This window comes from Halopseudomonas salina (assembly GCF_008641105.1).
This window is the reverse complement of the sequence record NZ_VTTI01000005.1, coordinates 142,537-166,047: the sequence shown is the minus strand read 5'-3', so window position 1 is coordinate 166,047 and position 23,511 is coordinate 142,537. Positions and strand designations below refer to the sequence as shown.

17 protein-coding genes and 3 tRNA genes are annotated in these 23,511 nt (G+C 57.6%); 10 read left to right on the top strand and 10 right to left on the bottom strand.

Annotation, left to right across the window (positions count from 1 at the left end):
• Nucleotides 1-86: 86 nt before the first annotated feature.
• The 7 genes from FZF01_RS10100 (at nucleotide 87) to FZF01_RS10070 (ending at nucleotide 13,532) form a co-directional block, all read left to right on the top strand.
• Nucleotides 87-3,953 (top strand): DUF1631 family protein, encoded by a 3,867-nt coding sequence (locus tag FZF01_RS10100; protein WP_150278042.1) that lies wholly within the window; start codon nucleotides 87-89, stop codon nucleotides 3,951-3,953.
• Between the two features lie 133 nt (nucleotides 3,954-4,086).
• A complete protein-coding gene (glpD, locus tag FZF01_RS10095) occupies nucleotides 4,087-5,619 on the top strand; it encodes a glycerol-3-phosphate dehydrogenase (protein ID WP_150278041.1) in 1,533 nt (510 codons plus the stop codon).
• 98 nt (nucleotides 5,620-5,717) lie between these two features.
• A complete protein-coding gene (locus FZF01_RS10090) occupies nucleotides 5,718-7,301 on the top strand; it encodes a peptide chain release factor 3 (protein ID WP_150278040.1) in 1,584 nt (527 codons plus the stop codon).
• Between the two features lie 155 nt (nucleotides 7,302-7,456).
• The gene (locus tag FZF01_RS10085) at nucleotides 7,457-11,356 is read left to right on the top strand and encodes a DUF1631 family protein (RefSeq protein WP_150278039.1); all 3,900 of its coding nucleotides are present in this window, start codon (nucleotides 7,457-7,459) and stop codon (nucleotides 11,354-11,356) included.
• Between the two features lie 3 nt (nucleotides 11,357-11,359).
• Nucleotides 11,360-12,154: a TatD family hydrolase gene (locus tag FZF01_RS10080; protein ID WP_150278038.1), complete on the top strand. Its 795-nt coding sequence runs from the start codon at nucleotides 11,360-11,362 to the stop codon at nucleotides 12,152-12,154.
• Nucleotides 12,155-12,203: 49 nt separating this feature from the next.
• Entirely contained in the window at nucleotides 12,204-12,668 is a 465-nt protein-coding gene (locus FZF01_RS10075; RefSeq protein WP_150278037.1) for a hypothetical protein, read from the top strand.
• 39 nt (nucleotides 12,669-12,707) lie between these two features.
• Nucleotides 12,708-13,532 carry an SDR family oxidoreductase gene (locus tag FZF01_RS10070; protein ID WP_150278036.1) on the top strand — a complete coding sequence of 275 codons (825 nt, stop codon included), beginning with the start codon at nucleotides 12,708-12,710 and terminating at the stop codon, nucleotides 13,530-13,532.
• A gap of 3 nt (nucleotides 13,533-13,535) precedes the next feature.
• Here the strand turns inward: FZF01_RS10070 and FZF01_RS10065 are convergent, their stop codons facing one another.
• The 3 genes from FZF01_RS10065 to FZF01_RS10055 form a co-directional block, all read right to left on the bottom strand.
• Nucleotides 13,536-14,570: a Leu/Phe/Val dehydrogenase gene (locus FZF01_RS10065; protein WP_150278035.1), complete on the bottom strand. Its 1,035-nt coding sequence runs from the start codon at nucleotides 14,568-14,570 to the stop codon at nucleotides 13,536-13,538.
• Between the two features lie 71 nt (nucleotides 14,571-14,641).
• Nucleotides 14,642-15,196, bottom strand: a complete 555-nt coding sequence (locus FZF01_RS10060; RefSeq protein WP_150278034.1) for a response regulator transcription factor — start codon at nucleotides 15,194-15,196, stop codon at nucleotides 14,642-14,644.
• Complete coding sequence (locus tag FZF01_RS10055) at nucleotides 15,189-16,463, bottom strand: ATP-binding protein (protein WP_150278200.1); 1,275 nt, start codon at nucleotides 16,461-16,463, stop codon at nucleotides 15,189-15,191. Before FZF01_RS10055 ends, FZF01_RS10060 begins: the two co-directional genes overlap by 8 nt.
• Nucleotides 16,464-16,675: 212 nt before the next feature.
• Here FZF01_RS10055 and FZF01_RS10050 point away from each other — a divergent pair, with 212 nt between their 5' ends.
• Complete coding sequence (locus FZF01_RS10050; RefSeq protein ID WP_150278033.1) at nucleotides 16,676-17,380, top strand: SIMPL domain-containing protein; 705 nt, start codon at nucleotides 16,676-16,678, stop codon at nucleotides 17,378-17,380.
• 39 nt (nucleotides 17,381-17,419) lie between these two features.
• Here FZF01_RS10050 and FZF01_RS10045 read toward each other — a convergent pair whose 3' ends face one another.
• Entirely contained in the window at nucleotides 17,420-17,635 is a 216-nt protein-coding gene (locus FZF01_RS10045) for a hypothetical protein (protein ID WP_150278032.1), read from the bottom strand.
• Between the two features lie 69 nt (nucleotides 17,636-17,704).
• A complete protein-coding gene (locus tag FZF01_RS10040) occupies nucleotides 17,705-18,382 on the bottom strand; it encodes an energy-coupling factor ABC transporter permease (RefSeq protein ID WP_150278031.1) in 678 nt (225 codons plus the stop codon).
• A 216-nt stretch (nucleotides 18,383-18,598) separates the two neighbouring features.
• Here FZF01_RS10040 and FZF01_RS10035 point away from each other — a divergent pair, with 216 nt between their 5' ends.
• A complete protein-coding gene (locus FZF01_RS10035; protein WP_150278030.1) occupies nucleotides 18,599-18,775 on the top strand; it encodes a DUF3094 family protein in 177 nt (58 codons plus the stop codon).
• A gap of 55 nt (nucleotides 18,776-18,830) precedes the next feature.
• Nucleotides 18,831-20,153: an NAD(P)/FAD-dependent oxidoreductase gene (locus tag FZF01_RS10030; protein ID WP_150278029.1), complete on the top strand. Its 1,323-nt coding sequence runs from the start codon at nucleotides 18,831-18,833 to the stop codon at nucleotides 20,151-20,153.
• Between the two features lie 145 nt (nucleotides 20,154-20,298).
• On the opposite strand, the gene FZF01_RS10025 is transcribed toward FZF01_RS10030, so the two are convergent.
• From FZF01_RS10025 to hslO, 5 genes are all read right to left on the bottom strand, one after another.
• Nucleotides 20,299-20,374 (bottom strand) — tRNA-Lys (locus FZF01_RS10025).
• A 42-nt stretch (nucleotides 20,375-20,416) separates the two neighbouring features.
• Nucleotides 20,417-20,493: transfer RNA gene (locus FZF01_RS10020), tRNA-Pro, on the bottom strand.
• Nucleotides 20,494-20,506: 13 nt separating this feature from the next.
• A tRNA-Asn gene (locus FZF01_RS10015) sits at nucleotides 20,507-20,582 on the bottom strand.
• Between the two features lie 276 nt (nucleotides 20,583-20,858).
• Nucleotides 20,859-22,403 (bottom strand): phosphoenolpyruvate carboxykinase, encoded by a 1,545-nt coding sequence (locus FZF01_RS10010; protein ID WP_150278028.1) that lies wholly within the window; start codon nucleotides 22,401-22,403, stop codon nucleotides 20,859-20,861.
• Between the two features lie 213 nt (nucleotides 22,404-22,616).
• Entirely contained in the window at nucleotides 22,617-23,498 is an 882-nt protein-coding gene (hslO, locus tag FZF01_RS10005; protein WP_150278027.1) for an Hsp33 family molecular chaperone HslO, read from the bottom strand.
• Nucleotides 23,499-23,511 lie beyond the last annotated feature (13 nt).

Genomic DNA, 23,511 nt, shown 5'->3' with positions numbered 1-23,511 from the left:
ACAGTAATCTAGCAAGATTACAGTCCCGCGTGAGAGACAAAACCCGCATAAGACCGTCTTCGTCTATAGTCCCCTTGGGTGTCGTCATGGAAAAGAGAAGTTGGCCAAGAAAGGCCGCCAGATTCAATGCCCGACTCAGCTTGTTGCATAGCCATTATCCCTGCGTGGTCCGCGATTTCAGCCAGACAGGCGTACTTGCCAGCCTAAGCAGGCAGGCATTGAACTCACTTGGCCAGCACGCCCTCGAGCAACCGCTTACAGGGCAGTTGCACCTTACCAGCGCAGGCCGCAGCACAGTACTTGAGGTCGAGCTCGCACGGGTTACCGACCAGGGCGCCGGCCTGCGCCTCCTTAACCCCGGCAGTGATCATTATTACGCCTTGCAGTGCGCTGCCGGGCTGGCCGACAACTCGGCAAGCACAGCCAACCAGACTGCATCCGGCCCCAGCAAAATGCTGGATCCGGCAGAGAAAGAAACGCTCGCCAGAGCGGCGCAAAGCCTGTTCGGTCGTTTTCTCGAACTTCAGCTTCCCGGCTATTTTGACCAGCTGGAAGGGGCACTGGTGCTCGAAACCGACCGTCAAAAAAACCAGAATGCTCAGCAGCCGTTTTTTGATGCTGTTGCGCTACTGCGCAGGCAACGACCACGCGTATTACTTGCCGTGGTTAATCGTCTAAACCAAGCCGTTCTGAACGCCGCATCCGGCAATCAGGCCGCAAAGCAACCGATGGCGCGCGAACCGGCAGCGAGCAACACGCTGGAGCTGGTGGAAAAAGAGGACTTCGAGGACTGGCTGGTTGTTCGAGTGGCAGTTTCGCGCGCAGACTCCCAGGTGCGCGAAGCGATGATCGAACTGCAGCTGCGCATTGATGCTGCTTTTGCGAGTAAAACCGGGCATCGGCTGTTCAACCCCTTCTCTCCCGCCGCCTTGTGCCACACCCTGTCCGAGGTCATCCGCCCCCTGGGCCTGAAAAATGCCGTGCTAGAAGTGGTGTTTCGCGTGTTTCAAAGCCATATTCTGGACAAGCTGCCGGGGATTTACACCGAACTGAACACCCTGTTTACCGAGGCCCGGGTGCTGCCACGCCTGGATGTGAACCGCTACCTGGCCGACCAGGCGCGCTCCGAAGCCACGCACAACGAGCTACCACGCCAGCTGGGCCCAACAGAGATACCACCAGACAAGCCCCAGGTAGCAGACCAGCCGGGAACCGCCGATTCGTCACCCCGAGTGCCTGCCAGTGCATTCAATGTTGTCACCCGGCTCAATTCCCTGCACCGCCGCTCCGATTCAAACTCGGCGTGGTACGCGCCCGCGGATGCCGCGGCAGAAATGCCTGAATTTGATGAACAAAGCGCTGTGCTGACGATGCTGGCGCTTGGAAACATGAAGGCGCGACTACTGAATACAGCCGCGGTTTACAGACCCCTGTCACTAAGGCAGCAACTGCTTGATGCGGCGCCGGCGGGTCATATGATGTGTGAGCGCGAGCTGGACGCAGTGGAGATGATCGAGGGTCTGTTCCAGAGCATCGCCAGCAGCGAAAGGGTAGCCGACGACCTGCAGGACGATCTGCACAGCCTGCAAATCCCCCTGTTGCGGATCATGCTGACAGATCCCGAGCTGTTCAATGCACCCGCCCACCCTGCCCGCCAGGCCATGAACCATCTGGCGCTGCTGGTGGATCAGGACAGCATCAACCTGACCGCCAATCGCCAACCGATCCGTCAGTCCATTCAACAGATTCTGGGAAGCGAAGACGATGTCGACGGGTTCGTCCAGGCATTGCCCGCACTGGAGGAACTGGTGCTGCGTGAGCAACGCATCATCGATCGGAACCGACAGCGCATCAGGGAAAAATGCACTGGTCAGCAACGCCTGACTCAGGCCACACGACGGGTCGAACGCGAGCTGACGTACATGCTGGACCGGGCCATACCCATAGTCATTCTAGATATTGTGGAGCAGGGCTGGCGGGAATACATGCGCCTGGCATGTCTACGCCAGGGCGCTGACAGCAAGGAGTTTGCTGATACCATCGAGGCGCTTCAGGCGATTCTTCTGTACCTGCAACCCGAGCGTGCTCCTGATCAGCTACCCGCAGGCTCCGCGAGCGAGCTGATCGAACCCGTGGCCTGCGGACTGTCCAGGGTGTCCCAGGGGACAGATTCCAGGGATGCGCTCACAGACTCACTGCGTGTCCTGCTAGATACCGGCATCACCCCTACAACCCCGATGGCGCACTACACCGGTGCCGAGCTGGACAGCGAGGTTCTGGAAAAACGTCTGGCTGAACAGACAGATACTGATGAGCATCTCCTGCGCTGGCTAAAGCGCGCGCGGGCACTGGAAACCGGGCAATGGTTTGAGGTCACATCAGAGTCAACTCCAACCCAACTGCTGCAGTTGTTGTGGGTAGCAGAGGACACCGACCAGTTCATGTTCGCCAACCGCCAGGGTACCCGCAGTCTCGCCCTGCCCCTCGATGACGTTGCCAGGCGCCTGCGTGACGGCAGTCTGGAGCCGATGCATGAGGCTGCCCTGCCCGCAGTGGATCAGGGGCTGGATGCACTGATCCAGAAAATGTATGACAAGCTGGCGTTTGACTCTTCCCACGACCAGTTGACCGGACTGCAGACCCGCAAGGAATTCTCACGCCGCCTGGCCCAATGCGTTGAGAGGGCCAGCCAAGCCACACAGACCTATACGCTGATTTTTATCGACATCCAGCAGTTCAAGGTCATTAACAATACCTGTGGCTACGAAGCCGGGGACCGGTTTCTTCGCGAGCTTGCCGAACGCCTGCGATCCATTGCTGGCACCGCGGGAAACCTTGTCACAGAGAAAGAGAAAGAGAAAGAGAAAGAGACCATTATTGGCCGGGTAGGTGCAGACCAGTTCGCCCTGTTGCTGCCGGTGCCCTCAGACAGCCTGGGTTACCGCCTTGCGGTGGAGATCAAGTCAGCGATAGAAACCAACCGTTTTGTCGAAAACGGCCAGAGTTTTGTCATCCACGCTGCCATCGCGATGCTCGGTTTTGATCACCGCAACAAGAAGGTCATGGAGCTCCTGCGCTCGGTCGAAACGGCCTCGGAGCTGTCCAAACGAGCCGGCTCCAAGGATATCCAGGTGGTACTACCCGGCGATGGGCGACTCGAACAGCTGGATGAGGTCATGACCTGGGTTACGCGCATAAACCGCGCCCTTGACGACGACAATCTGAAACTGCGCTGTCAGATGATCGCCCCGCTGGCCGGCGCTGGTGGCCAGAAACTGCCCCACTACGAAGTCCTGCTGACCGTCATCGATGACCAGGGCGAACACATGCCACCGGCTGGCTTTATCAAAGCAGCAGAAGACTATAACCGCATGGGCTCGGTAGATCGCTGGGTTATCGAGACTGTCCTGCGCTGGATGATGGAGCACCCTGAGCAATTGCGCCTGTCTGGCGGTTTTTCAATCAATCTGTCCGGACACTCGATGAACGACGAGACCTTTCTGGATTTCATATTTGACGCCCTGGTGCGCTACCAGGTACCCCGCGACAAGCTGATCTTCGAAATAACCGAAAGTACCGCCGTCGCCAATCTTGAAGACGCCGCGGACTTCATCGCTGAAATGCGCAGTATCGGCTGTCGTTTTTCCCTGGACGATTTCGGTGTAGGCCAATCGTCCTATTCCTACCTCAAGCGGCTACCAGTGGATTTCATCAAGATCGACGGCACTTTCATACGGGATATCACCAGCAGCGATGTGGATTTTGCCCTGGTGCGCTCCATTACCGAGATGGGTCATTACCTGCAAAAGCAGGTGGTGGCTGAACACGTATCCAACCAGGAAATACTGGCGACGGTCACGGCGATTGGTGTCGACTACGCTCAGGGCCATGTCCACGGTTTGCCGGTGCTCCTGGACCATCTGGGCGTCCCCGGCCCACATCTGGAGCCATAGACGACAATACAAAGCTACGTGCCGTAGTGCGCTGCAACACTCCTAAGGGTGTCGTAACATCCAGGCGCATGACCCTGATACACATTGATGTGTATTATTGAACGACACTTTTATCAGCGATCAGGTCTGTTCGATGTCACAGCTTCAGTCAGCGCAGCAAATTGAGGACGTCATCGTCATTGGTGGCGGCGTCAATGGCAGCGGTATTGCAATGGATGCTGCCGGGAGAGGCCTGAAGGTGCTGCTTTGTGAGATGGGCGACCTTGGCTCGGCCACCTCCTCGCGCAGCAGCAAGCTGATTCACGGCGGTTTGCGCTACCTCGAATTCTACGAATTCCGCCTTGTACGTGAGGCCCTGGCCGAGCGGGAGGCGCTACTACGCAATGCTCCGCACATAATGTGGCCCATGCGCTTTCGCCTGCCCCACCGACCACATCTTCGGCCAGCATGGATGATCCGTATCGGTCTGTTTCTTTATGATCATCTGGCCAAGCGCGAACTGCTACCGGCCTCCCGCGGCTTGCGATTCGGACCTGACAGCCCTCTGGTAGAGAGCATTGATCGTGGTTTCGAATACTCCGATGGCTGGGTAGACGATGCGCGACTGGTGGTGCTCTGCGCTACGGCCGCACGTCAGCAAGGCGCTACGATACGCACCCGCAGCCGTTGTATCCGGGCCGAGAGGGTAGACGGAATGTGGCATGTGACCCTGCAGGACCTGTCAACCGGCAAAACCAGCCAACATCAATGCCGCGCCCTGATCAATGCAGCCGGCCCCTGGGTCAGCAGTCTGTTCAGTGATGCCTTGCAGCAACCCGCTCCCAAACAGATACGCATGGTAAAGGGCAGCCATATCGTAGTGCCGCGGATGGCTATTGGCGAGCAAGCCTACATCCTCCAGAACGAGGATGGGCGAATCGTTTTCGTCATCCCTTATGAGGATGATTTCTCGTTGATCGGTACTACGGATGTCGACTACCAGGACGACCCTTCCGTAGTGAGCATTTCCCCCGACGAAACCAGCTATCTGATCAGGGTGGTCAACGATCACTTTCGTGAAAAGCTGAGAGAAGATGACGTAGTCTGGACTTTTTCCGGGGTCCGCCCACTGATGGACGATGAGTCGTCCTCCGCGCAAAAAGCCTCCCGCGATTACAGCTTTGAACTGGACGCTGCACCTGGCCAGGCGCCCCTGCTCTCCGTATTTGGCGGCAAGATAACCACTTACCGCAAACTGGCAGAGGCGGCAGTTGACAACCTTGGCGAATTCTTTCCTGAGGCTGGGCCAGCCTGGACACGCTATGCCAGCTTACCGGGAGGGGATTTTGCTGATCATGCCTCCCTTGCTGCAGATATCGCGCGTCACCGCCCATGGCTGCCAACCACACTGGTAGCACGCTGGGTGCGCACCTATGGCACGCTTGTGCAGAACCTGCTGCGCGACTGCACCAGCTTGGGCGATCTGGGTGAACATTTCGGTGCTGGTCTGTATGCCCTAGAAGTGGAGTATCTGGTAACCCACGAATGGGCAATCACGGTTGAGGACATATTGTGGCGCCGAACCAAGCTTGGCCTGCATCTTCAGCATGCCGATACCGCTCAGCTAAGTGCCTGCATCGAGCGGGCCAGTGCCAACCGACTGGACAGGACACCCTGTCCCGCCTGATCCGGGCAGAGATGGCGGCACAGGCATGAGATCAACCCGGCTTATGGGGTATAATCGCCGGCTAAATTCAATACGCCAGCTATTCAGCAAGGGTCTCAATGAGCAACAACGCCGCCGAAGTCGCCAAACGCCGTACTTTCGCCATTATCTCGCACCCCGACGCGGGTAAGACAACCATCACCGAGCGGCTACTGTTGATGGGCCAGGCGATCAACGTGGCGGGCACCGTAAAGGCGCGCAAGTCCGACCGCCACGCGACGTCCGACTGGATGGCGATGGAGAAGCAGCGTGGCATCTCGGTAAGTACCTCGGTCATGCAGTTTCCCTACCGTGAATGCATGATCAACTTGCTGGACACCCCCGGCCACGAAGATTTCTCCGAAGACACCTACCGCACCCTGACCGCGGTCGACTCGGCGCTGATGGTGCTCGACGGCGGCAAGGGCGTGGAGCCACGGACCATTGCCCTGATGGACGTATGTCGTCTTCGCGACACGCCTATCGTCAGTTTTGTGAACAAGCTCGATCGGGATATACGCGACCCTATCGAACTGCTCGATGAAATCGAGGCGGTACTGAATATCAAGGCTGCACCCATTACCTGGCCCATCGGCTGCTACCGGGACTTCAAGGGTGTCTACCATCTGACTCGGGACGAGATCATCGTGTACGAGACCGGCCATGGGCATGAACGCACCGTTAGCCGCATCATCAGCAAGCTGGATTCGGACGAGGCCCGCGAACATCTCGACGACCTTTACGACAGCTTCGTCGAGGAGCTCGAACTGGTACAGGGCGCCTGCCACGACTTCGACCGTCAGGCCTTCCTCGACGGCAAGATGACACCGGTATTCTTTGGTACCGCCCTGGGTAACTTTGGTGTGGACCAGGTGCTTGATGCGATCGTCGACTGGGCTCCACCACCCTTGCCGCGCGCCGCCAACGAACGCACTGTACTGCCCGCCGAAGACGCCTTTACCGGCTTCGTGTTCAAGATTCAGGCGAACATGGACCCCAAGCACCGCGACCGTATCGCCTTCATGCGTATCTGTTCCGGCCAGTACGAGAAGGGCATGAAACTGCATCACGTGCGTACTGGCAAGGAGCTGCGGGTACCCGATGCCCTGACCTTCTTTGCCGCCGAGCGCGAGCACTTGGAAGAAGCCTGGGCTGGGGACATCATTGGTTTGCACAACCACGGCACAATCCAGATTGGCGATACCTTCAGCCAGGGCGAAAGCCTTGGATTCACCGGCATACCGCATTTCGCACCCGAGCTGTTCCGTCGTGTTCGTCTGAAGGATCCGCTCAAGTCCAAGCAGTTACGCCAAGGGCTGCAGGAGCTGGCCGAAGAAGGTGCGACCCAGGTATTTTTCCCCGAGCGCAGCAACGACATTATCCTCGGCGCGGTCGGCGTCCTACAGTTCGATGTGGTCGCCAGTCGCTTGAAGGAGGAGTACAAGGTCGAGTGCATATATGAGCCGGTCACCGTCTGGTCGGCGCGCTGGGTCGAGTCGGATAACAAGAAAAAGCTCGAGGAGTTCAGCAACAAGGCGATGGAGAATCTGGCGATCGATGGCGGCGGACACCTGACCTACCTCGCGCCAACCCGGGTCAACCTGGGTCTGACAGAGGAGCGCTGGCCAGACATTCGCTTCCTCGCGACCCGGGAGCACCACTGATCCTGCGCCTCGCCATTTGTAACTGAAGGCCACTCAAAAGATCACCCGAAGAGGTGAATATTTAATGCGTTCTCGCATATTGACTGATTTTCCGGTCTAACAGCGCTAGACTGAAACGCAAGGAAATTTCCAGCGGTCGTTATCAGGATTCAGTTGTGGATAAAAGGCGATACGCGCGCCAGAGTGTTTCGATAGATGCCATCTTCCGCGTCGATGGAATCGAGGACTTTGGCTGCTGCATCAAGGATTTCAGTCAGGGCGGACTACTGCTTTCGCTCAATGACGTCCGTCGCACAAGGCAGCTGCATGCACTGGTCGATAACAGCACTATCAATACGGCTGTTCTGTTTGGCAGAGGTGCTGACCGCACTCAGGTCCCCGTCCATATCGTCCATGCTTCCGGAAATGGCATTGGTCTGCGATTTCATCAGGACAATCCTCCACAGCTGGACATGTTGCAACAAACCGCAACGAGCGATAGTGCGCACTGGCATCCTACCCCTGGTCAGCGCCCGCTGACCCACGCACGGCAAGCGAGCCTTATAGGCGGCACAAACCAGTTGGTACGCCGCTTTTTCGACACCCATATGCCGCACTTTTTCAAGCACCTGGACGATGTGCTGGGCCAGGAAGCAGATGCAGGCAAAACACTCGATGGACGCCAGAAACTACTCGACGCCCGAGCCCTGCTGCACGTGCAGGAATCACGCATCGGATCTCAGGTTATCGACTCGGTTACCAGCGAAGCACTAGCCCTTACCGGCATATCGCAGGCTGGCCAGGTGGGCGCTGACGAACAGCCCGGACATACACGGTCGACATTGGCTCTGATCGAGAAAGACGAATTCGAAGACTGGCTGGTGGTCCGCGTTTCGATTTCCAAGGCGGAACTACACCTGCGTTCACAACTGCTCGAATTGCAGCTTCGCCTGGATGCCGCATTCTCGAACCCGCAGACTCCCGAGGTCAGTAACCCCTATTCGCCATCGGCTCTGGGGCTTGCCCTGGCAGATGCAATCCGCCATCTGCATCTGGGCAACCAGGCACTAAGGCTGATTTTTCAGGTTTTTCACGAAGTCATATTGTTGGAGCTTGATGCTGTCTATACGGCACTCAATGGGCTGCTGATCGACGCCGGAGTGCTGCCCGATCTCAACGTCAGTCGCTACCTGGCCAGCCAGAATGCGCATCCGTCTCAGGCCGACAGGGTTTCCAATGTGCCAACGGCGCAGGAACCAACAGCACCCACACTGACCCCAACAGCCATCGTCGAAGAGCAAAGAACCGGGGGCGACGCGGACGCCCCGGGCACCACCCGCCATACAGGTTCTTTCGCCAGCATTGGCGGCCAGGTACAACCCGCAAGCAGTCCGGTCGGACGTATAAAGGCCGCCTTTACCGCGGCATCCCGTCTCTGGTCGATGCAGCGCCATCTGTCCGGCGCCCCCAGCGGCACAAGCCGCCCTGCAGTCGAGGATATTACGCCGTCGGGTCCTCCCCAGATAGAAGTGCTCGATGCGCTGCATCAGGTGCAAAATGACGTCCTCAGAGGGTCTGCACGGCTGGATGAACCCGGCGCCCTGAAGCGCTATCTGCTTGAAGCCGGTGGGATAGATGGCAAGGTCAGCAGCCATGAGTGTGACTCTGCAGACATGGTCGAAGGACTGTTCGACAATATTGTTCAGAACGAACGGGTGCTCGAAGACCTCCGACATGAATTGCGCAAACTCGAGGTTCCGATCCTCAAGGTCATGCTCAAGGACCCGACTCTGTTCTCCGCAGACTTTCACCCGGCGCGTCAGACAGTCAACTACCTGGCTTTGCTATCAGACAGACGCAGCATCAATATCAACCAGAACCGCCCCGTCATTATCGACACCATTGCCAGCCTTCTGCAGGACCAGGGTGACGATAACAGCGGCTTTACCCGTGCTCTGGAAAGTCTGGACGAACTGGTTGGGCGTGAAAAACACTTTTTCGAACGCAACCTGACCCGTGTAACCGAAGCCTGTGAGGGCCAGCAGCGGATCGTCCAGGCCAATCTGCTGATTGACTGGGAGCTGTACCGTCTGCTCGGATCGCAGCCTGTCGCCCAGCCGATAATCGACCTGGTGGATAATGGCTGGAAGGAGCTGATGCGTCTCAGCTACCTGCGTGAAGGGGTCTCCAGCCTGGCGTGGGAAATGACCCTGGTAGTGATTGATCAACTACTGGTGCGAACCGTGCCCGGGGCGTACGACGAGAGCCGTCTGCGCTTCAGTTCGCAGAAGCTGCTGGGGCTGATCGCCAAGGGACTGTCAAAGATCCCCCACTCAGGGCTGGGTCACAAGACCCTGGTGCGCAACCTGGAAATGTTACTGGCCAACCCGGATGATCCCTCAATCAATCAGGTGCAGTTTGTCAGCCCCTTGCAGGAGGAGCCATCTGGTGGCGGGGCACAGGATCGTCAGCTGCAACGGTGGCTCAAGCGCGCACGCAACCTGAAAGTGGGTCAATGGCTGGAAGGCAATGCGCCCGACTCCGAGCCACAGCTGCTCTATCTGGCCTGGGTCGCCGAAGCGTGCAGCCGCTATGTATTCAGCAACCATCGTGGTATGAAGGCCGCTGAACTGACGCTCGAAGAGGTCGCCGAACGACTTCGCGACGGCCGCCTCAGCATCCTCAACGACGAGAGCATGCCGGCCCTCGAACAGGGGCTCGACGCGCTGGTCCAGAAGGTTTATGACAAGCTGGCGCTGGAAACCGCGCACGACCCGCTGACCGGCCTGCGCACCCGCCGCGAATTTGTCCGCTGGTTGACGCAGAGCGTCGACCAGGCTCGGGAAGGAAAGAACCGCTATATCCTGATTTTCATCGACATCATGCAGTTCAAGCTGATCAACAATACCTGTGGCTATGAGGTAGGCGACCAGTTCCTGCGGGATATCGCCGCGACCATCATGGCTGAACTGGAACCGGAGGCTATTGCCGGACGGGTAGGTGTTGATCAGTTCTGCGTGCTTCTTCCCTCCCAATCCCGTCAGGCGGACCATCAGACCGCCGAGCAGCTTAAAAACGCTGTGGAGCGCAGTCGATTTGTCAGCGGTGAGCACAGTTTTACCATACAGTCCGCTGTGGCCATGATGGCTGTTGATGGCGATGCCGTAGATCCTATGGAGCTGCTGAGAACAGTTGAATCAGCAGCAGACCTGAGCAAAAGATCCGGCCACCGGGATATTCAGACGATCAAGCCGGGTGACACCCGTTTCCGCGAGCGCGACGAGGTGATTTCCTGGGTCACCCGCATCAACCACGCCCTGGATGAGGGCCTGCTGAAAGTCCGCTGTCAGAAAATCCAGCCCATCCAGAGCGACAGGGCAGTCGACATGCACTACGAAACCCTGCTCACCGTAGTAGACGAGAATGGCGAGCACCTGCCGCCTGCCGATTTCATCCGTGCCGCCGAAGAATACAATCGAATGGGCGCGGTGGATCGGTGGGTAATTGAAACCGTGCTCAGCTGGATGGCCGAGCACAGGGAGGAGCTGGATGAGTTTGGCGGTTTCTCTATCAACTTGTCGGGGTGCTCGCTCAACGATGACTCCTTCCTCGACTTTATCTTTGCTTCTCTGGTGCGCTTTGATGTACCACGCGACAAGTTGATCTTCGAGGTTACCGAAACCGCGGCCATCGACAACCTCGAGGATGCTGCAGACTTTATCAACGAGATGAAAGAGATCGGTTGCCGTTTCTCCCTGGATGATTTCGGCACGGGCCAATCATCCTATGCCTACCTCAAACGTCTACCGGTCGACTTCATCAAGATCGACGGCACTTTCGTGCGCAATATCGTCACGGACAACTTCGACTACGCACTGGTGCGCTCCATCACTGAAATGGGCCACTTCCTGAACAAGAAGATTGTGGCCGAGTTTGTTTCCAGTCCGGAAATTCTCGACGTGGTCAGCTCCATTGGTGTGGACTACGCCCAGGGCTACCATATCGGGCGCCCCATATTGCTCGAAAACCTGTTTCCGAATTCGGGCACCTTTACAAGCTCCTCCGCCCGGCGCTGAACCATGCGCTACATCGATACCCACACACATCTGGATTTCCCCGTCTTTGCAGCCGACAGAACTGCCGTTATCGAACAGGCCCGCCGTTCGGGCGTGACTCGCCTGGTGGTACTGGGGGTAAGCCAGACCAATTGGCGGGAGGTATGGGATCTGAGCCAGAGGGAAACCTGCGTTTATGCCGCGCTGGGGTTGCACCCGGTCTTTGTCGAAGCGCATCGGGATGAACATCTGACAGAGTTGCGTGAGTGGCTGGGCCAGCTGGCTGGAAACCCCAAATGCTGCGCCGTAGGTGAAATCGGGCTGGACTACTTCGTGAAAGGACTGAATCGCGAGCGCCAACAGCATCTGCTCGAGGCCCAACTGGCGTTGGCCGCTGATTTCGACCTGCCCGCGCTGTTACATGTACGGCGAGCCCATGCACCCACCATAGCCCTGCTCAAGCATGTGAAACTCCGCCGCGCAGGCATCGTGCACGCCTTCTCCGGTAGCCAGGAGGAGGCTCGGGAATACATCCGGCTCGGCTTCAAGATAGGCCTCGGCGGTGCAGCTACCTGGCCCCAGGCCAAGCGAATGCATCGTGTATTGGCGCAGCTGCCGATCGACAGCCTGGTGCTGGAAACCGACTCGCCGGACATGGCGCCGGCGTTTTATCCTCATCAACGAAATACCCCCGGCAATCTTCCACGTATCTGTGAAATACTCGCCATGATTCGCCAAGAACCGGCCGATGTTCTTGCTCGCGCCTGCCTGCAGAACAGCTGTGAATTATTCGGCTGGGATCCATCTGCGATGTGTTGAAGCGCCAGGTCTGGTAAAGTCATACCCCTGTTCCGCGAAGGAGACACTCATGCCTCTGGGCATAGTCCTGCTGCTTGTCTGGCTATTTCTGCTGTTACGCTATCCCCGCATCATGCTCCCCGCAAGCGGCGTGCTGGTTGCTCTCGCCCTGATACTCGCTGCATTTGTCGGGGTGCGTCAATGGCAGAACAGTCAGCACCTGGACCAACTGCACATCAGTATCGACTATCAGCCTGAGGCCTGTGAGTTTGGCAAGCCTCTGCGTGTCCGGATCGACAATCAGAGCGGTCGGATTGCCAGCAATATTGAATGGCAACTGCACGCCGGTCAGGCAGGCCAGCAAAGAAACCTGTTGGATTCCAGCGTGACCGGTGGCGGCTATCGTGTTGGCGAGCCAGTCGCGGCCGGCGGTGATTGGGAGCGCTGCTTTCGCGTTCCACCGCTACGCAGCGGTTATCGCCCATCCGATCTTCGCTACCGAGCAGCAGATTTGAGTGCCCATTTTCACGATTGATCGAAACAGACAAAAGATAACAACAAAGGCCTACACACCATGACAAAACCCGTCGCATTGATAACCGGCTGCTCCAGCGGCATTGGCCAGGCCCTGGCCACAGTTTGCCTCGACGAGGGCTATCAGGTCTGGGCGACCGCCCGTGATCCGCACAGCCTGGATGCTCTGGTGGCACGCGGGGCAATGGCCATGAAGCTTAATGTCAACGACGATGCCCAGGTACTGGCCTGTGCACAGCGTTTGCGCACTGAGGCGGGCCGCCTGGACTTGTTGGTCAACAATGCCGGTTACGGCGCCATGGGACCGATATTGGATGCCGACCGGGCCACGCTGCTCAAGCAGTTTGATACCAATGTATTCGCTCCGGTTGCAATGGTACGCGCCGTGAGTGACCTGCTCCGCGACAGTAAGGGTCTGATTGTCAATATAGGCAGTGTATCAGGCGTCACAACCACACCATTCTCGGGCGTTTATTGCGCGTCCAAAGCTGCCCTTCATGCGCTGTCGGATGCGATGCGTCTGGAGCTGGCACCTTTTGGTATCAAGGTGCTTACCGTCATGCCCGGAGCAATCGCCTCGGACTTCGGCAATAACGCCAGTGCAGCCATTACCATCGCCGAGGATTCCTGGTTCAAACCATGGGAAAAGGCGGTACAGGCCCGCGCCAAGGCCTCGCAGAAGTCGACATCCACCAGCGCTGCAGACTTCTCCCGGGAACTCATGGGCTACATAAAGAATCCGCTGCGCCCGGAAGTGGCCTTGATCGGAACCAGCAGCCGCAGCATGGTGCGGCTCAAGCGCTGGTTGCCCGCTTCGATACTTGACGCACGACTGCGCAAGCGTTTTGGCCTGGACAGAAATTGATATTCAGGAAAGCGCTAAGTCGGCGTAGATAATTGCCTCAGCCTGGTGGTCGGCTATCTCCGACGGAGAGCGTCCTTCGGCTAAGCTCTGGGCGAATATACTATCAAGCCGGTCGCCAACAAGGCGCACCCGGGCGGCAATCTCTCCGGCTGCTACGCCCTGGTGAGTCAGTGCCACATGTAGCAAACCACCTGCATTGATCACGTAATCCGGCGCGTAGAGAATACCGCGCGCATCCAGCAGGTCAGCCGCGTCGCTGTTGATCAATTGGTTGTTGGCGGCACCTGCGACGGCGGCACAACGTAGCTGGGCGATGCTGGCGGGTGTGAGCACCCCACCCAACCCACAGGGAGCGAAGATATCACAAGGTGCTTCGAATACGGCGTCGGGGGCTATCGGCGTGGCGCCCAGGTCGTCCTCTGCCATACGTACCTTACCGGCATCCAGATCGGCAACCAGCAGGTCGGCACCTTCAGCTACCAGCATTTCAGCCAGGGCATAGCCCACATTGCCAAGTCCCTGCAGCATGACGCGCACGCCGGCGAGACTTTCCTGCCCAAGCTGCCGCCGCGCCGCAGCCTTGATGCCCATTAGAACGCCAAGAGCTGTATGGGGTGACGGGTCGCCCGCTTGCCTGGTACTGGTCACGTGCCCCGTCTGTTGCGCGATGCAGTCCATATCCTGGCTACTGGTGCCGCTGTCCACTGCCGTAATGTAGCCCCCGCGCAGGGATTCTATGCAGCGTCCGAAGGCTTCAAACAGAGCTGCCCGATCTGGAACGTGAGCCGGACGAATGATAACCGCCTTGCCACCGCCCTGCTCCAGTCCAGCCAGTGCAGCCTTGTAGCTCATGCCTCGAGCAAGCCGCATTGCGTCAGCGCTGGCGGCTTCGATACTTGCATAGGGCATGTAGCGACAGCCGCCCAGCGCCGGCCCCAGCCGGGTATTGTGAATGGCTATGATAGCTTCCAGCCCGGTCGCCTCATCAGAAAAGAGATGAAGCGCCTGCATCTTGTCTGACCGCATTGCTGCAAACATGGAGTATCGCCTGTTTCCGATGAGCCTGTTACCACCCTATACGCAATTTGGAAAAAACCCAATGCAAACCCCTAGCGCCGAACCGGCCGCTTCTGCAACTTGCGCTGCAGGGTGCGCCTATGCATGCCCAGGGCTCTGGCGGTTGCCGAAATATTGCCCTCATGCTCGGCAAGAATGCGCTGAATGTGCTCCCACTGCAGGCGATCGACCGACATTGGATGTTCAGCAACCAGGGATTCCGGGTCAGCCTGCTCGGATAGCAGCGCAGTCAATACGTCATCGGCATCTGCAGGCTTGCACAGGTAGTTACAGGCGCCCCGTTTGATTGCCTCCACCGCGGTGGCAATACTCGAATAACCGGTAAGAATGACTACCCGCAGATCCGGGTAGAGCTCCAGCAACCGCGGCAGGAGCACAAGCCCCGAGTCGCCCTCCATCTTGAGATCCAGAACCGCAAAATCCGGCTGTTCCTGCCTTGCCAGCTGCATTGCCTCCTCGGCATCGCCAGCCGTGTTGACCCGCAGTCCACGCCGAGTCAGAGCCCGGGCGAGAACCCGGGTAAAGGTTGGATCATCATCCACCAGCAATAACAGTGGCTGCTCTTCCTGTTCGATGTCTTCAGTCATGCTCTGTCTCCCACACAATCGGCAGGAGGACTTCCGTCAGCGTGCCCCCCGTGTCCTGATTGAATAATTTAACGCTCCCACCCATCCGCTCGACTGCCGCATGGCTGAGAAACAGGCCAAGGCCAAACCCCTTCTTGCCCTTGGTAGTGACGAAAGCCGTGCCAATCTGTTCGGCAATATGCAAGGGAACCCCCGGACCATGATCACGAATCAGCAGGCGCAGGCGTTTCTGGTCCCACTCCATGGCGATGGTTATATCATCAGGACAGGCGTCGACCGCGTTATTCAGCAAATTGAGCATCGCCTGCCCCAGCTCCGGACTCGCCTTGACGAGCGGTATCGCGCCGGGCGGCATGGGCTGCAACTGCCATGAGGCCTCGGGGCGCATCAACTGCCAGCGCGCCAACAACGCTTTCATCCAGGCATTTACCGGCTCGACCTGTACGGGGTGGCTGGGCGTCAACTCGGCGCGACGCACCATTTGCTGCAGGCTCTCCTTGCATAGACCTACCTGCTCCTGCAGCAGAGCCAGATCTTCCTGCAATGCCGGCTCGTGGTAGTCGCTACGCAGATCCTTGAGCAACACACTCATTGTCGACAGCGGCGTGGAGAGCTCATGTGCAGCTCCGGCTGCCACACTGGCAATACCAAGCAGCTGCGCATCGCGAATACCCTGTTCCCGTTTATCCGCCAGCCGCTCGGCATGCTGACGCAGGGCGGCGGCCATGCGCACCACAAAGAACGTGATCAAACCGGCACTCATTGCCAGATTCAACCACATGCCTATCATGTGCAGGTTGATGACTCCCCGCCCCATGGTGAACTCGAACGCCTGAAGGGGCTCGTACCAGAGCAGCAGCAGGCTGTAGGCAAAAACTGACAGCCCTGCCAGAAAAGCCGTGTAGAACCAGGGAAGGGTCGCTGCTGCTATAGTCAGGGGCACCAGATAATAGGAAACAAACGGATTGGTCGGACCGCCGGAAAAGTACAACAGAATACTGTGCACGAGCACATCGAAGGCCAGTTGAATTCCGTACTCCATATCCGTCACTGGCCAGCGACGCGAAAGGCGCAGGAGCGTCAGGATACTGACCAGCGCCGATATGCCGAGGATAATCAGTAGCGCCGTCCAGGGCAGTGGAAACCAACCACTGAGGTAAGCGCCCATCACCGAGATGCTCTGCGCCAGCAGAACCAGCAGACGGATCAGTATGAGCCGCCACAGGTTCTGCCTGGTAGGCGATAAAGCGAGAGTATTGAAGCCCATGACTGCCCATCGCACCAAGAGTAAACCTCCGATTATAGGTGGCCCACGGACCAGGACGAGGGTCCTTGAAGTGCGACACAGCGTCGCACAAAACCACACTGCCTGATACCCGATACTATCGAGAATGTATTACGCAGCAGATCCTCAAGCACATACCCCCAATACTGACTACAATTCTCTCTCCACTTATCACACTGCACAGGAAGCAATCTATGCGTAAGTTGCCATTCTCCGCTCTCCTACTTGGCCTGACCTGCGCCCTGGGAGCTACCCAGGCGGTAGCCAACGAACTGCAATACAACCAGGTGTCGCTGCGGGCCGAAGTACAGCAGGCGGTCAGCCATGACATTCTGACCGTAAGAATGTACGCGCAAGACCAGGGAAAGGATGCCAGCGAACTGGCACGACGTATTTCCGAGCGGTTGAACGAGAGCTTGAACACCGCACGTAAAACCGAAAATATCGAGGTGTCCAGCGGCACACGCAGCAGCCAGCCGGTTTACGATGAAAAGGGTGAAAAGATCGTTGCCTGGCGCGAGCGTGGCGAAATCGTACTCGAGAGCACCGACTTCGCTGCGCTATCCACGCTGACAGGCCAGCTCATGGATGATCTGAGCCTCGCTGACATGCGCTTCAGCCTGTCACCGCAAGCGCGTCGCGATACCGAGAATCAGCTTATGCGAGAGGCCATTGCTGCCTTTCAGGCGCGCGCAGACATAGCGGCCGAGAGCCTGGGCGGTAACGGATACCGGATTGTCAACCTCAGCCTTGATACCCAGTTCATGCAACCTATGGCCTATCGCGGTGCCAAGATGGCCAGCATGGCAGACAGCGAGTCAATCGCGCCATCGGTAGAGGGTGGCCAGGCCGACGTAACACTGAATGCCAACGGCACAATCGAAGTCACAATGCCGTAAACAGAAGCCCGCCCCCCGCACGCATGCCATTACCCCAGTCTAGGGCCGCATAAAGGCGTAATCGGTATCCTCGTCGAGATTCTCGGCGAGGAAATTCAGTTCATGGGCTATGTCCGTCAGTGAGCGCTCACGCTTGTATACATTGAGCACCTCAGCCATCAGGGCTCTGGCCAGATCCTGCTCACTGTATCCAGCCCGCTGGGCTTGCTCGACTCCCTCGACAACTATTTTTTCAGCCAGCTTGTAGACAGACATTCGAATTCTCCGCTCAAAAATCACTATTCCAGCACATCAGGCGTACCGGGTTATTGATCTGGCTCAGGATCATGGTTTGTCGAACGGCTCTTGCAGATAGCGGTCGGTATCAAAAGTTTCCAGCCAATCAGGACAGAAAACCACCAACGCGCTTATCACCGTACCGTTGATAAACGCCTCTGGAAACGCGACCAGCAACAGATAGCCAAATGCTTCCATCAAGCTGGAGGGGGGCGCCAGCTCTCCTGACCAGGCCAGCAGCCCCATTCCTACCAGGATCACCGCAGCGGCAGCCACAGCGGCCGCAAAAAAGCCGCTGACAAATATATAGGCAAACAGGTTACGCGGCTCAAGGCGCTCAAGACCACGGCTGATCAAAACAGTAATCAGCACCGGCACCAGCACTCGAAGAATGCCATTGATACCGAAAGCCTCAGCGTCATCCAATCCCAGAAGCACCAGCGCCAGTTGCGCCAGGCCGCCGGCAACCACAGCCAGCGGCCAATCAAGCAGCAGGGTAACCGCAGTCAGTCCGAGAAAATGGAAGGTCAGTCCGTTGTCGAAATCGCGACGCACCAGCCAGAGTACAAAAAGAACGAAGATACTGCCGAAGAACAGATGTTGACGACGATCATCGGCCAGCAACTCTACCCATGACACCCGGGCCAATGCCCAGAGCGCCGCCAGAGCGAAAAGCGTGGCGCCAAGCACCAACTGTATCGGGGTCAACAGAGCGGCAGCGAGCATGGGGGAACCTCGTCAGGATATCCGCAGGAGCATAGCACCAAGGCCCGGCCCACTCACTGCTTACGGTAACGCACTCATATCCCGAAATACAGTGAGCGCGCTCCAGGCACGCAGAAGCGCCTGATGCAATATATGTCGTCAGGGTCTAGAATAATGCCATTATCAGTCAAGCCAGCTCCCGTAACCCTGCGTTGCGCCCAAGCCAAAGGTCCCAGCATGCCCAGCCGCCTCTATCCAGAAGATCAGGAACGCGTTGATGCGTATCTCAATCAACCGGCCAACCGAGTCGAGCGCAAGCCTTTCAATGTCTGGCTGTTGCTCGGAGTCATTCTCGCTTCAGTCATTGGCATGGGCCTCATCGCACGTATGCTCGCCTCCTTGGTACTGGTGTAACGGGCGTACCGCTGCTTGACCGACCCGGAATCATTCTTTGTGTCGAGTCTCTGCCATGTCCCAAGCAACAACATTCGAATCTTTACCCCGCATCCTGGTCGTGGGTGGTGGCGCCGGCGGTCTTGAGCTGGCTACCCGCCTGGGCCGACACCTGGGCAAGCGCAACAAGGCGCGAATTACCCTGGTTGATACCAACATGACCCACATCTGGAAACCACTGCTTCATGAAGTGGCGGCCGGATCACTCAACTCCAGTGGCGATGAACTCAACTACGTGGCCCAGGCCAAGTGGAACCACTTTCACTTTCAGCTGGGCGCCATGGACAGCATCGACCGTGAGCGTCGTGTCATTTGCCTTCGGTCAATCCAGGACGAGAATGGTGAAGAACTCATCCCCCGACGGGAGATCGGCTACGACTATCTGGTAATCTCGGTAGGCAGCAACACCAACGATTTCAACACCGAAGGCGCCGCAGATCATTGTCTGTTTCTGGATACGCGTGAACAGGCTGAACGTTTTCATCGACTGCTGCTCAATCAGTACATGAAAGCGCAGGCCAGCAGCGAGGGGCTTATCAGCGAGAAGATCAATGTCGCGATCATCGGTGCCGGCGCTACCGGTGTCGAGCTGGCTGCCGAACTGCACCACGCCGCGCGATTATTGCAGGCTTATGGGTTGAACCGCATTCGCCCCGAAGACCTGCACATCAATCTGGTGGAAGCCAGTGCACGGGTACTTCCGGCGTTACCCGAGCGTATCAGCGAGCCAGTGACCCAAACCTTGAAGGAGCTGGGTGTCCATCTGCATACCGGATCGCCGGTCAAAACGGTAACCAACGAAGGCCTGCTCCTGGCCAATGGCGAGCACATTGCCGCTTCCCTGAAAGTCTGGGCGGCGGGCATCAAGGCACCTGCGTTTCTTGCCCACCTTGGCTTGGAGACCAACAGGATCAATCAGTTGGCAGTCTATACCACCCTGCAAACGACACTAGACTCACGAATATTCGCCTTTGGCGATTGCGCTGCGTGCCCTACGGGTGAAGACGGACGTTTTGTACCGCCACGGGCGCAGGCAGCTCATCAGCAGGCCACCTTGCTGGCAAAAAATCTCAAACGGCTAATAGAGGGCAAGCCGTTACAGGAATACGTCTACCGGGATTATGGATCACTTATCTCACTCTCGACCTTCAGCGCGGTAGGCAACCTGATGGGCAACCTCACAGGGAGCGTGATGCTTGAAGGCAAGTTGGCGCGGATGTTCTATGTGTCCCTGTACCGAATGCACCAGATGGCGCTGTACGGCGTGCCACGCACCCTGATGTTGATGCTCAGCGACAGGATCGGTAGCAGCACAGCGCCAAGGCTGAAATTACACTAGCCCACAAGCCCTGCAGCCGGGCGTGGCCACTACCATAGTGGCGCGTCCCTGCAGACGCAGGCCGCGGCAAAGTCAGACACGGGAAAGGTCGGCCAAATGCCGATGAATATTTTTTGCGTGGATGATTGAAGCGAAAGGGAGTGAGTGGTGGGTCGTGTAGGATTCGAACCTACGACCAATTGGTTAAAAGCCAACTGCTCTACCAACTGAGCTAACGACCCGGTACTCAAAGGACATGTCAAGCGACACATCCGGGAAAAAAGTGGTCGGGGTAGAGGGATTCGAACTCTCGACATCCTGCTCCCAAAGCAGGCGCGCTACCAGGCTGCGCTATACCCCGATCCGGTTCTAGATGGCTCCGCGACCAGGACTCGAACCTGGGACCCAATGATTAACAGTCATTTGCTCTACCAACTGAGCTATCGCGGAATTACCTAAAACAACCTGACTTGGGCAGTAACTGTCGTTACATATCCCCTGCCAAGGCGCGCCATTTTACCGGGCGCAGTCAGACTGTCAACCCTAAAAATGCGGTTATGGACACTATCTTGAAAAAGCCTGGGTAGTGGCCAGCCAATAGCGTGCAAAGCCCACACTCCAAAGCAGCCGAAATAGCAGCCAGCCTCCTCAGAGGCCCGCTCCCGCCTACAAAAAAGCCCGCCAATGGCGGGCTTGGTCTTGCTTTACAACGCAGCGCCTGGCGGCTTAGAGCTGCGGGCCCGCTTGAACAATCTCGGGCGCAACATCAAACTTCTTGAAATTGTCGACAAACAATTTAGTCAAGGCCTGTGCAGCCGCGTCGTACTCGGACGGATCTGCCCAGGTATTACGCGGGTTCAGCAAATGGGTATCGACACCGGGTACCGAGGTTGGCACATCGAGGTTGATCACTGGCAGGTGTTCAGTTTCGGTACCAATCAGCGCACCGGACTGCACAGCCGCGATGATTGCGCGGGTGGTAGGAATGCTGAAGCGTTTGCCGGTACCGTAGCTGCCCCCGGTCCAACCGGTATTAACCAGGTACACCTTGCTGCCGAAGGCGTTGATCCGCTTGATCAGCAATTCGGCATACTCGCCGGCAGGCCGCGGGAAGAATGGCGCACCAAAACAGGTGGAGAAAGTCGACTTGATGCCATCGCCGGAACCCATCTCGGTCGAGCCGACCAGAGCGGTGTAACCGGAGAGGAAATGGTAGGCGGCCTGCTCGTTGTTCAGAATCGATACAGGGGGCAGCACACCGGTAAGATCGCAGGTCAAAAAGATAATCGCGTTCGGCTCACCGGCACGGTTTGCTTCAACACGCTTTTCAACGTGCTTCAGCGGGTAGGCAACCCGGGTATTCTGGGTCAGGCTGACATCAGCGTAGTCCGCAGTCCGGCTCTGAGGATCGATGACCACGTTCTCGATAATGGATCCGAACTTGATCGCCTTCCAGATGACTGGCTCATTCTTTTCCGACAGGTCGATACACTTTGCATAGCAACCACCTTCGATGTTGAACACGCTACCGGTAGCCCAGCCGTGCTCGTCATCACCAATCAGATTACGCGCAGGGTCAGCAGAGAGTGTGGTCTTACCAGTGCCGGACAAACCAAAGAACAGCGTGGTATCACCTTCGTCGCCGACGTTGGCGGCGCAGTGCATAGGCAAAACGTCCTTGGCCGGAAGCAGGAAATTCTGTACCGAAAACATCGCCTTCTTCATTTCACCGGCGTACTGCATGCCAGCCAAAAGCACCTTGCGCTCGGCAAAGTTGATGATCACGCAACCATTACTGTTGGTGCCATCGCGCTCGGGCTCACAAACAAAATGCGGCGCATTGATGATATGCCAACGGTCCCTGGCAGCCGGATTGAACTCTTCCGGGTTGATGAAAAGCGTGCGCCCGAACAGGTTGTGCCAGGCTGTTTCAGTAGCCATCACCACAGGCAGATAATGCTCAGGATCGGCGCCAACATGCACGTGGGACACAAAACTGGTGCGTTCAGCCAGATAGCCTGCAACGCGCTTCCACAAGGCATCGAACTTGTCAGCCGGAAACGGACGATTGATAGGGCCCCAGGCGATGGAGTCCTGCGTCGATGGCTCCTCGACAATGAAGCGGTCCATGGGTGAACGGCCGGTGCGCTCACCGGTCTTGACCACGAGCGCGCCGTTATCGGCCAACTGACCTTCGTTACGCTGAATAGCCAGCTCAACGAGGTGTGGAATACTCAGGTCGGTATAAACCGTATGGTTACTGTGCGTCATCAAACCTCATCCTCGTTCGGCGTGGGCCGAAATCTCCATGGGACCGACAGATCGGCCTCAGCTCTTCGTGTGTACGCCAGGTCAGCGCGCGGGCGCGCCATTATGCCAAAAAAAAACCAGCCGCGCTAAACCTGATCAGCACTCGTTATTCATCATGACCATAGCCGTTGACTATCTACTTGAGTTGCAATGCATGTATTTCGCCTTCGCTGATCAATGCAACCGCCTGGCATGCTCCTGTGCCGAGTGAAACAGCGCCTCCAGGCGGGCCTGATCAAACAGATAGCGGGTATTGCAGAATTGACAGTCGATCTCGATTTCACCGTTTTGCTCATCGAGCAATGCCATGGCGTCATCTCGCCCCAGGCTCACCAGGGCATTACCCGAGCGCTCCATTGAACAGCTGCACTCGAATCGCACCGCCTGATGATCGAACAATCGTACGTCCTCTTCGTGAAAGAGCCTGCGCAGAATTGTCTGGTTATCGAGGGACAGCAGCTCTTCAGCCGTGAGCGTGTCAGCAAGAATATTCAGGTGTTCCCATGTTGCTGCGCGCTGCTCCGGATCCCGCTGACGATCGGCAGGCAGCGCCTGCAGCAACAATCCCCTGGCAGAGCGCCCGTCGGCCTGCAACCTGAACCTGGTCGGCAACTGTTCGGAGTTTTCAAAGTAGCCGTTAAGGCACTCGGCCAGGGTGGCCCCATCAAGGGAGACGATACCCTGGTAGCGCTGTCCCTCCTGGGGATCTACGGTAATGGCCAGGATGCCGCCGGGCATCAGATCGGCCAGACTGCCATCGGTCATATCCACATCGTACCGGGCTATCCCTCGCACGGCCTGGTCACTGGCGCACTCGACCATCAGTGTCGAAACAGGACCCGAAGAAGTCGCCTGCAGTATCAGCAGGCCGTCGTACTTGATAGTCGTCGACAACAACACCGCCGCAGCTAGCATCTGGCCCAGTAGCTCACGAACCGGCTCGGGATAGTCGTGCTTGGCCAGCACCTCGCGGTAGCTGGTCTCCAGCGCGACCAGTTCGCCGCGCACGTCGGCGTTTTCAAACAGAAAACGTTGGGTGGTATCTTGATACGCCATGATCAGCCCCTGG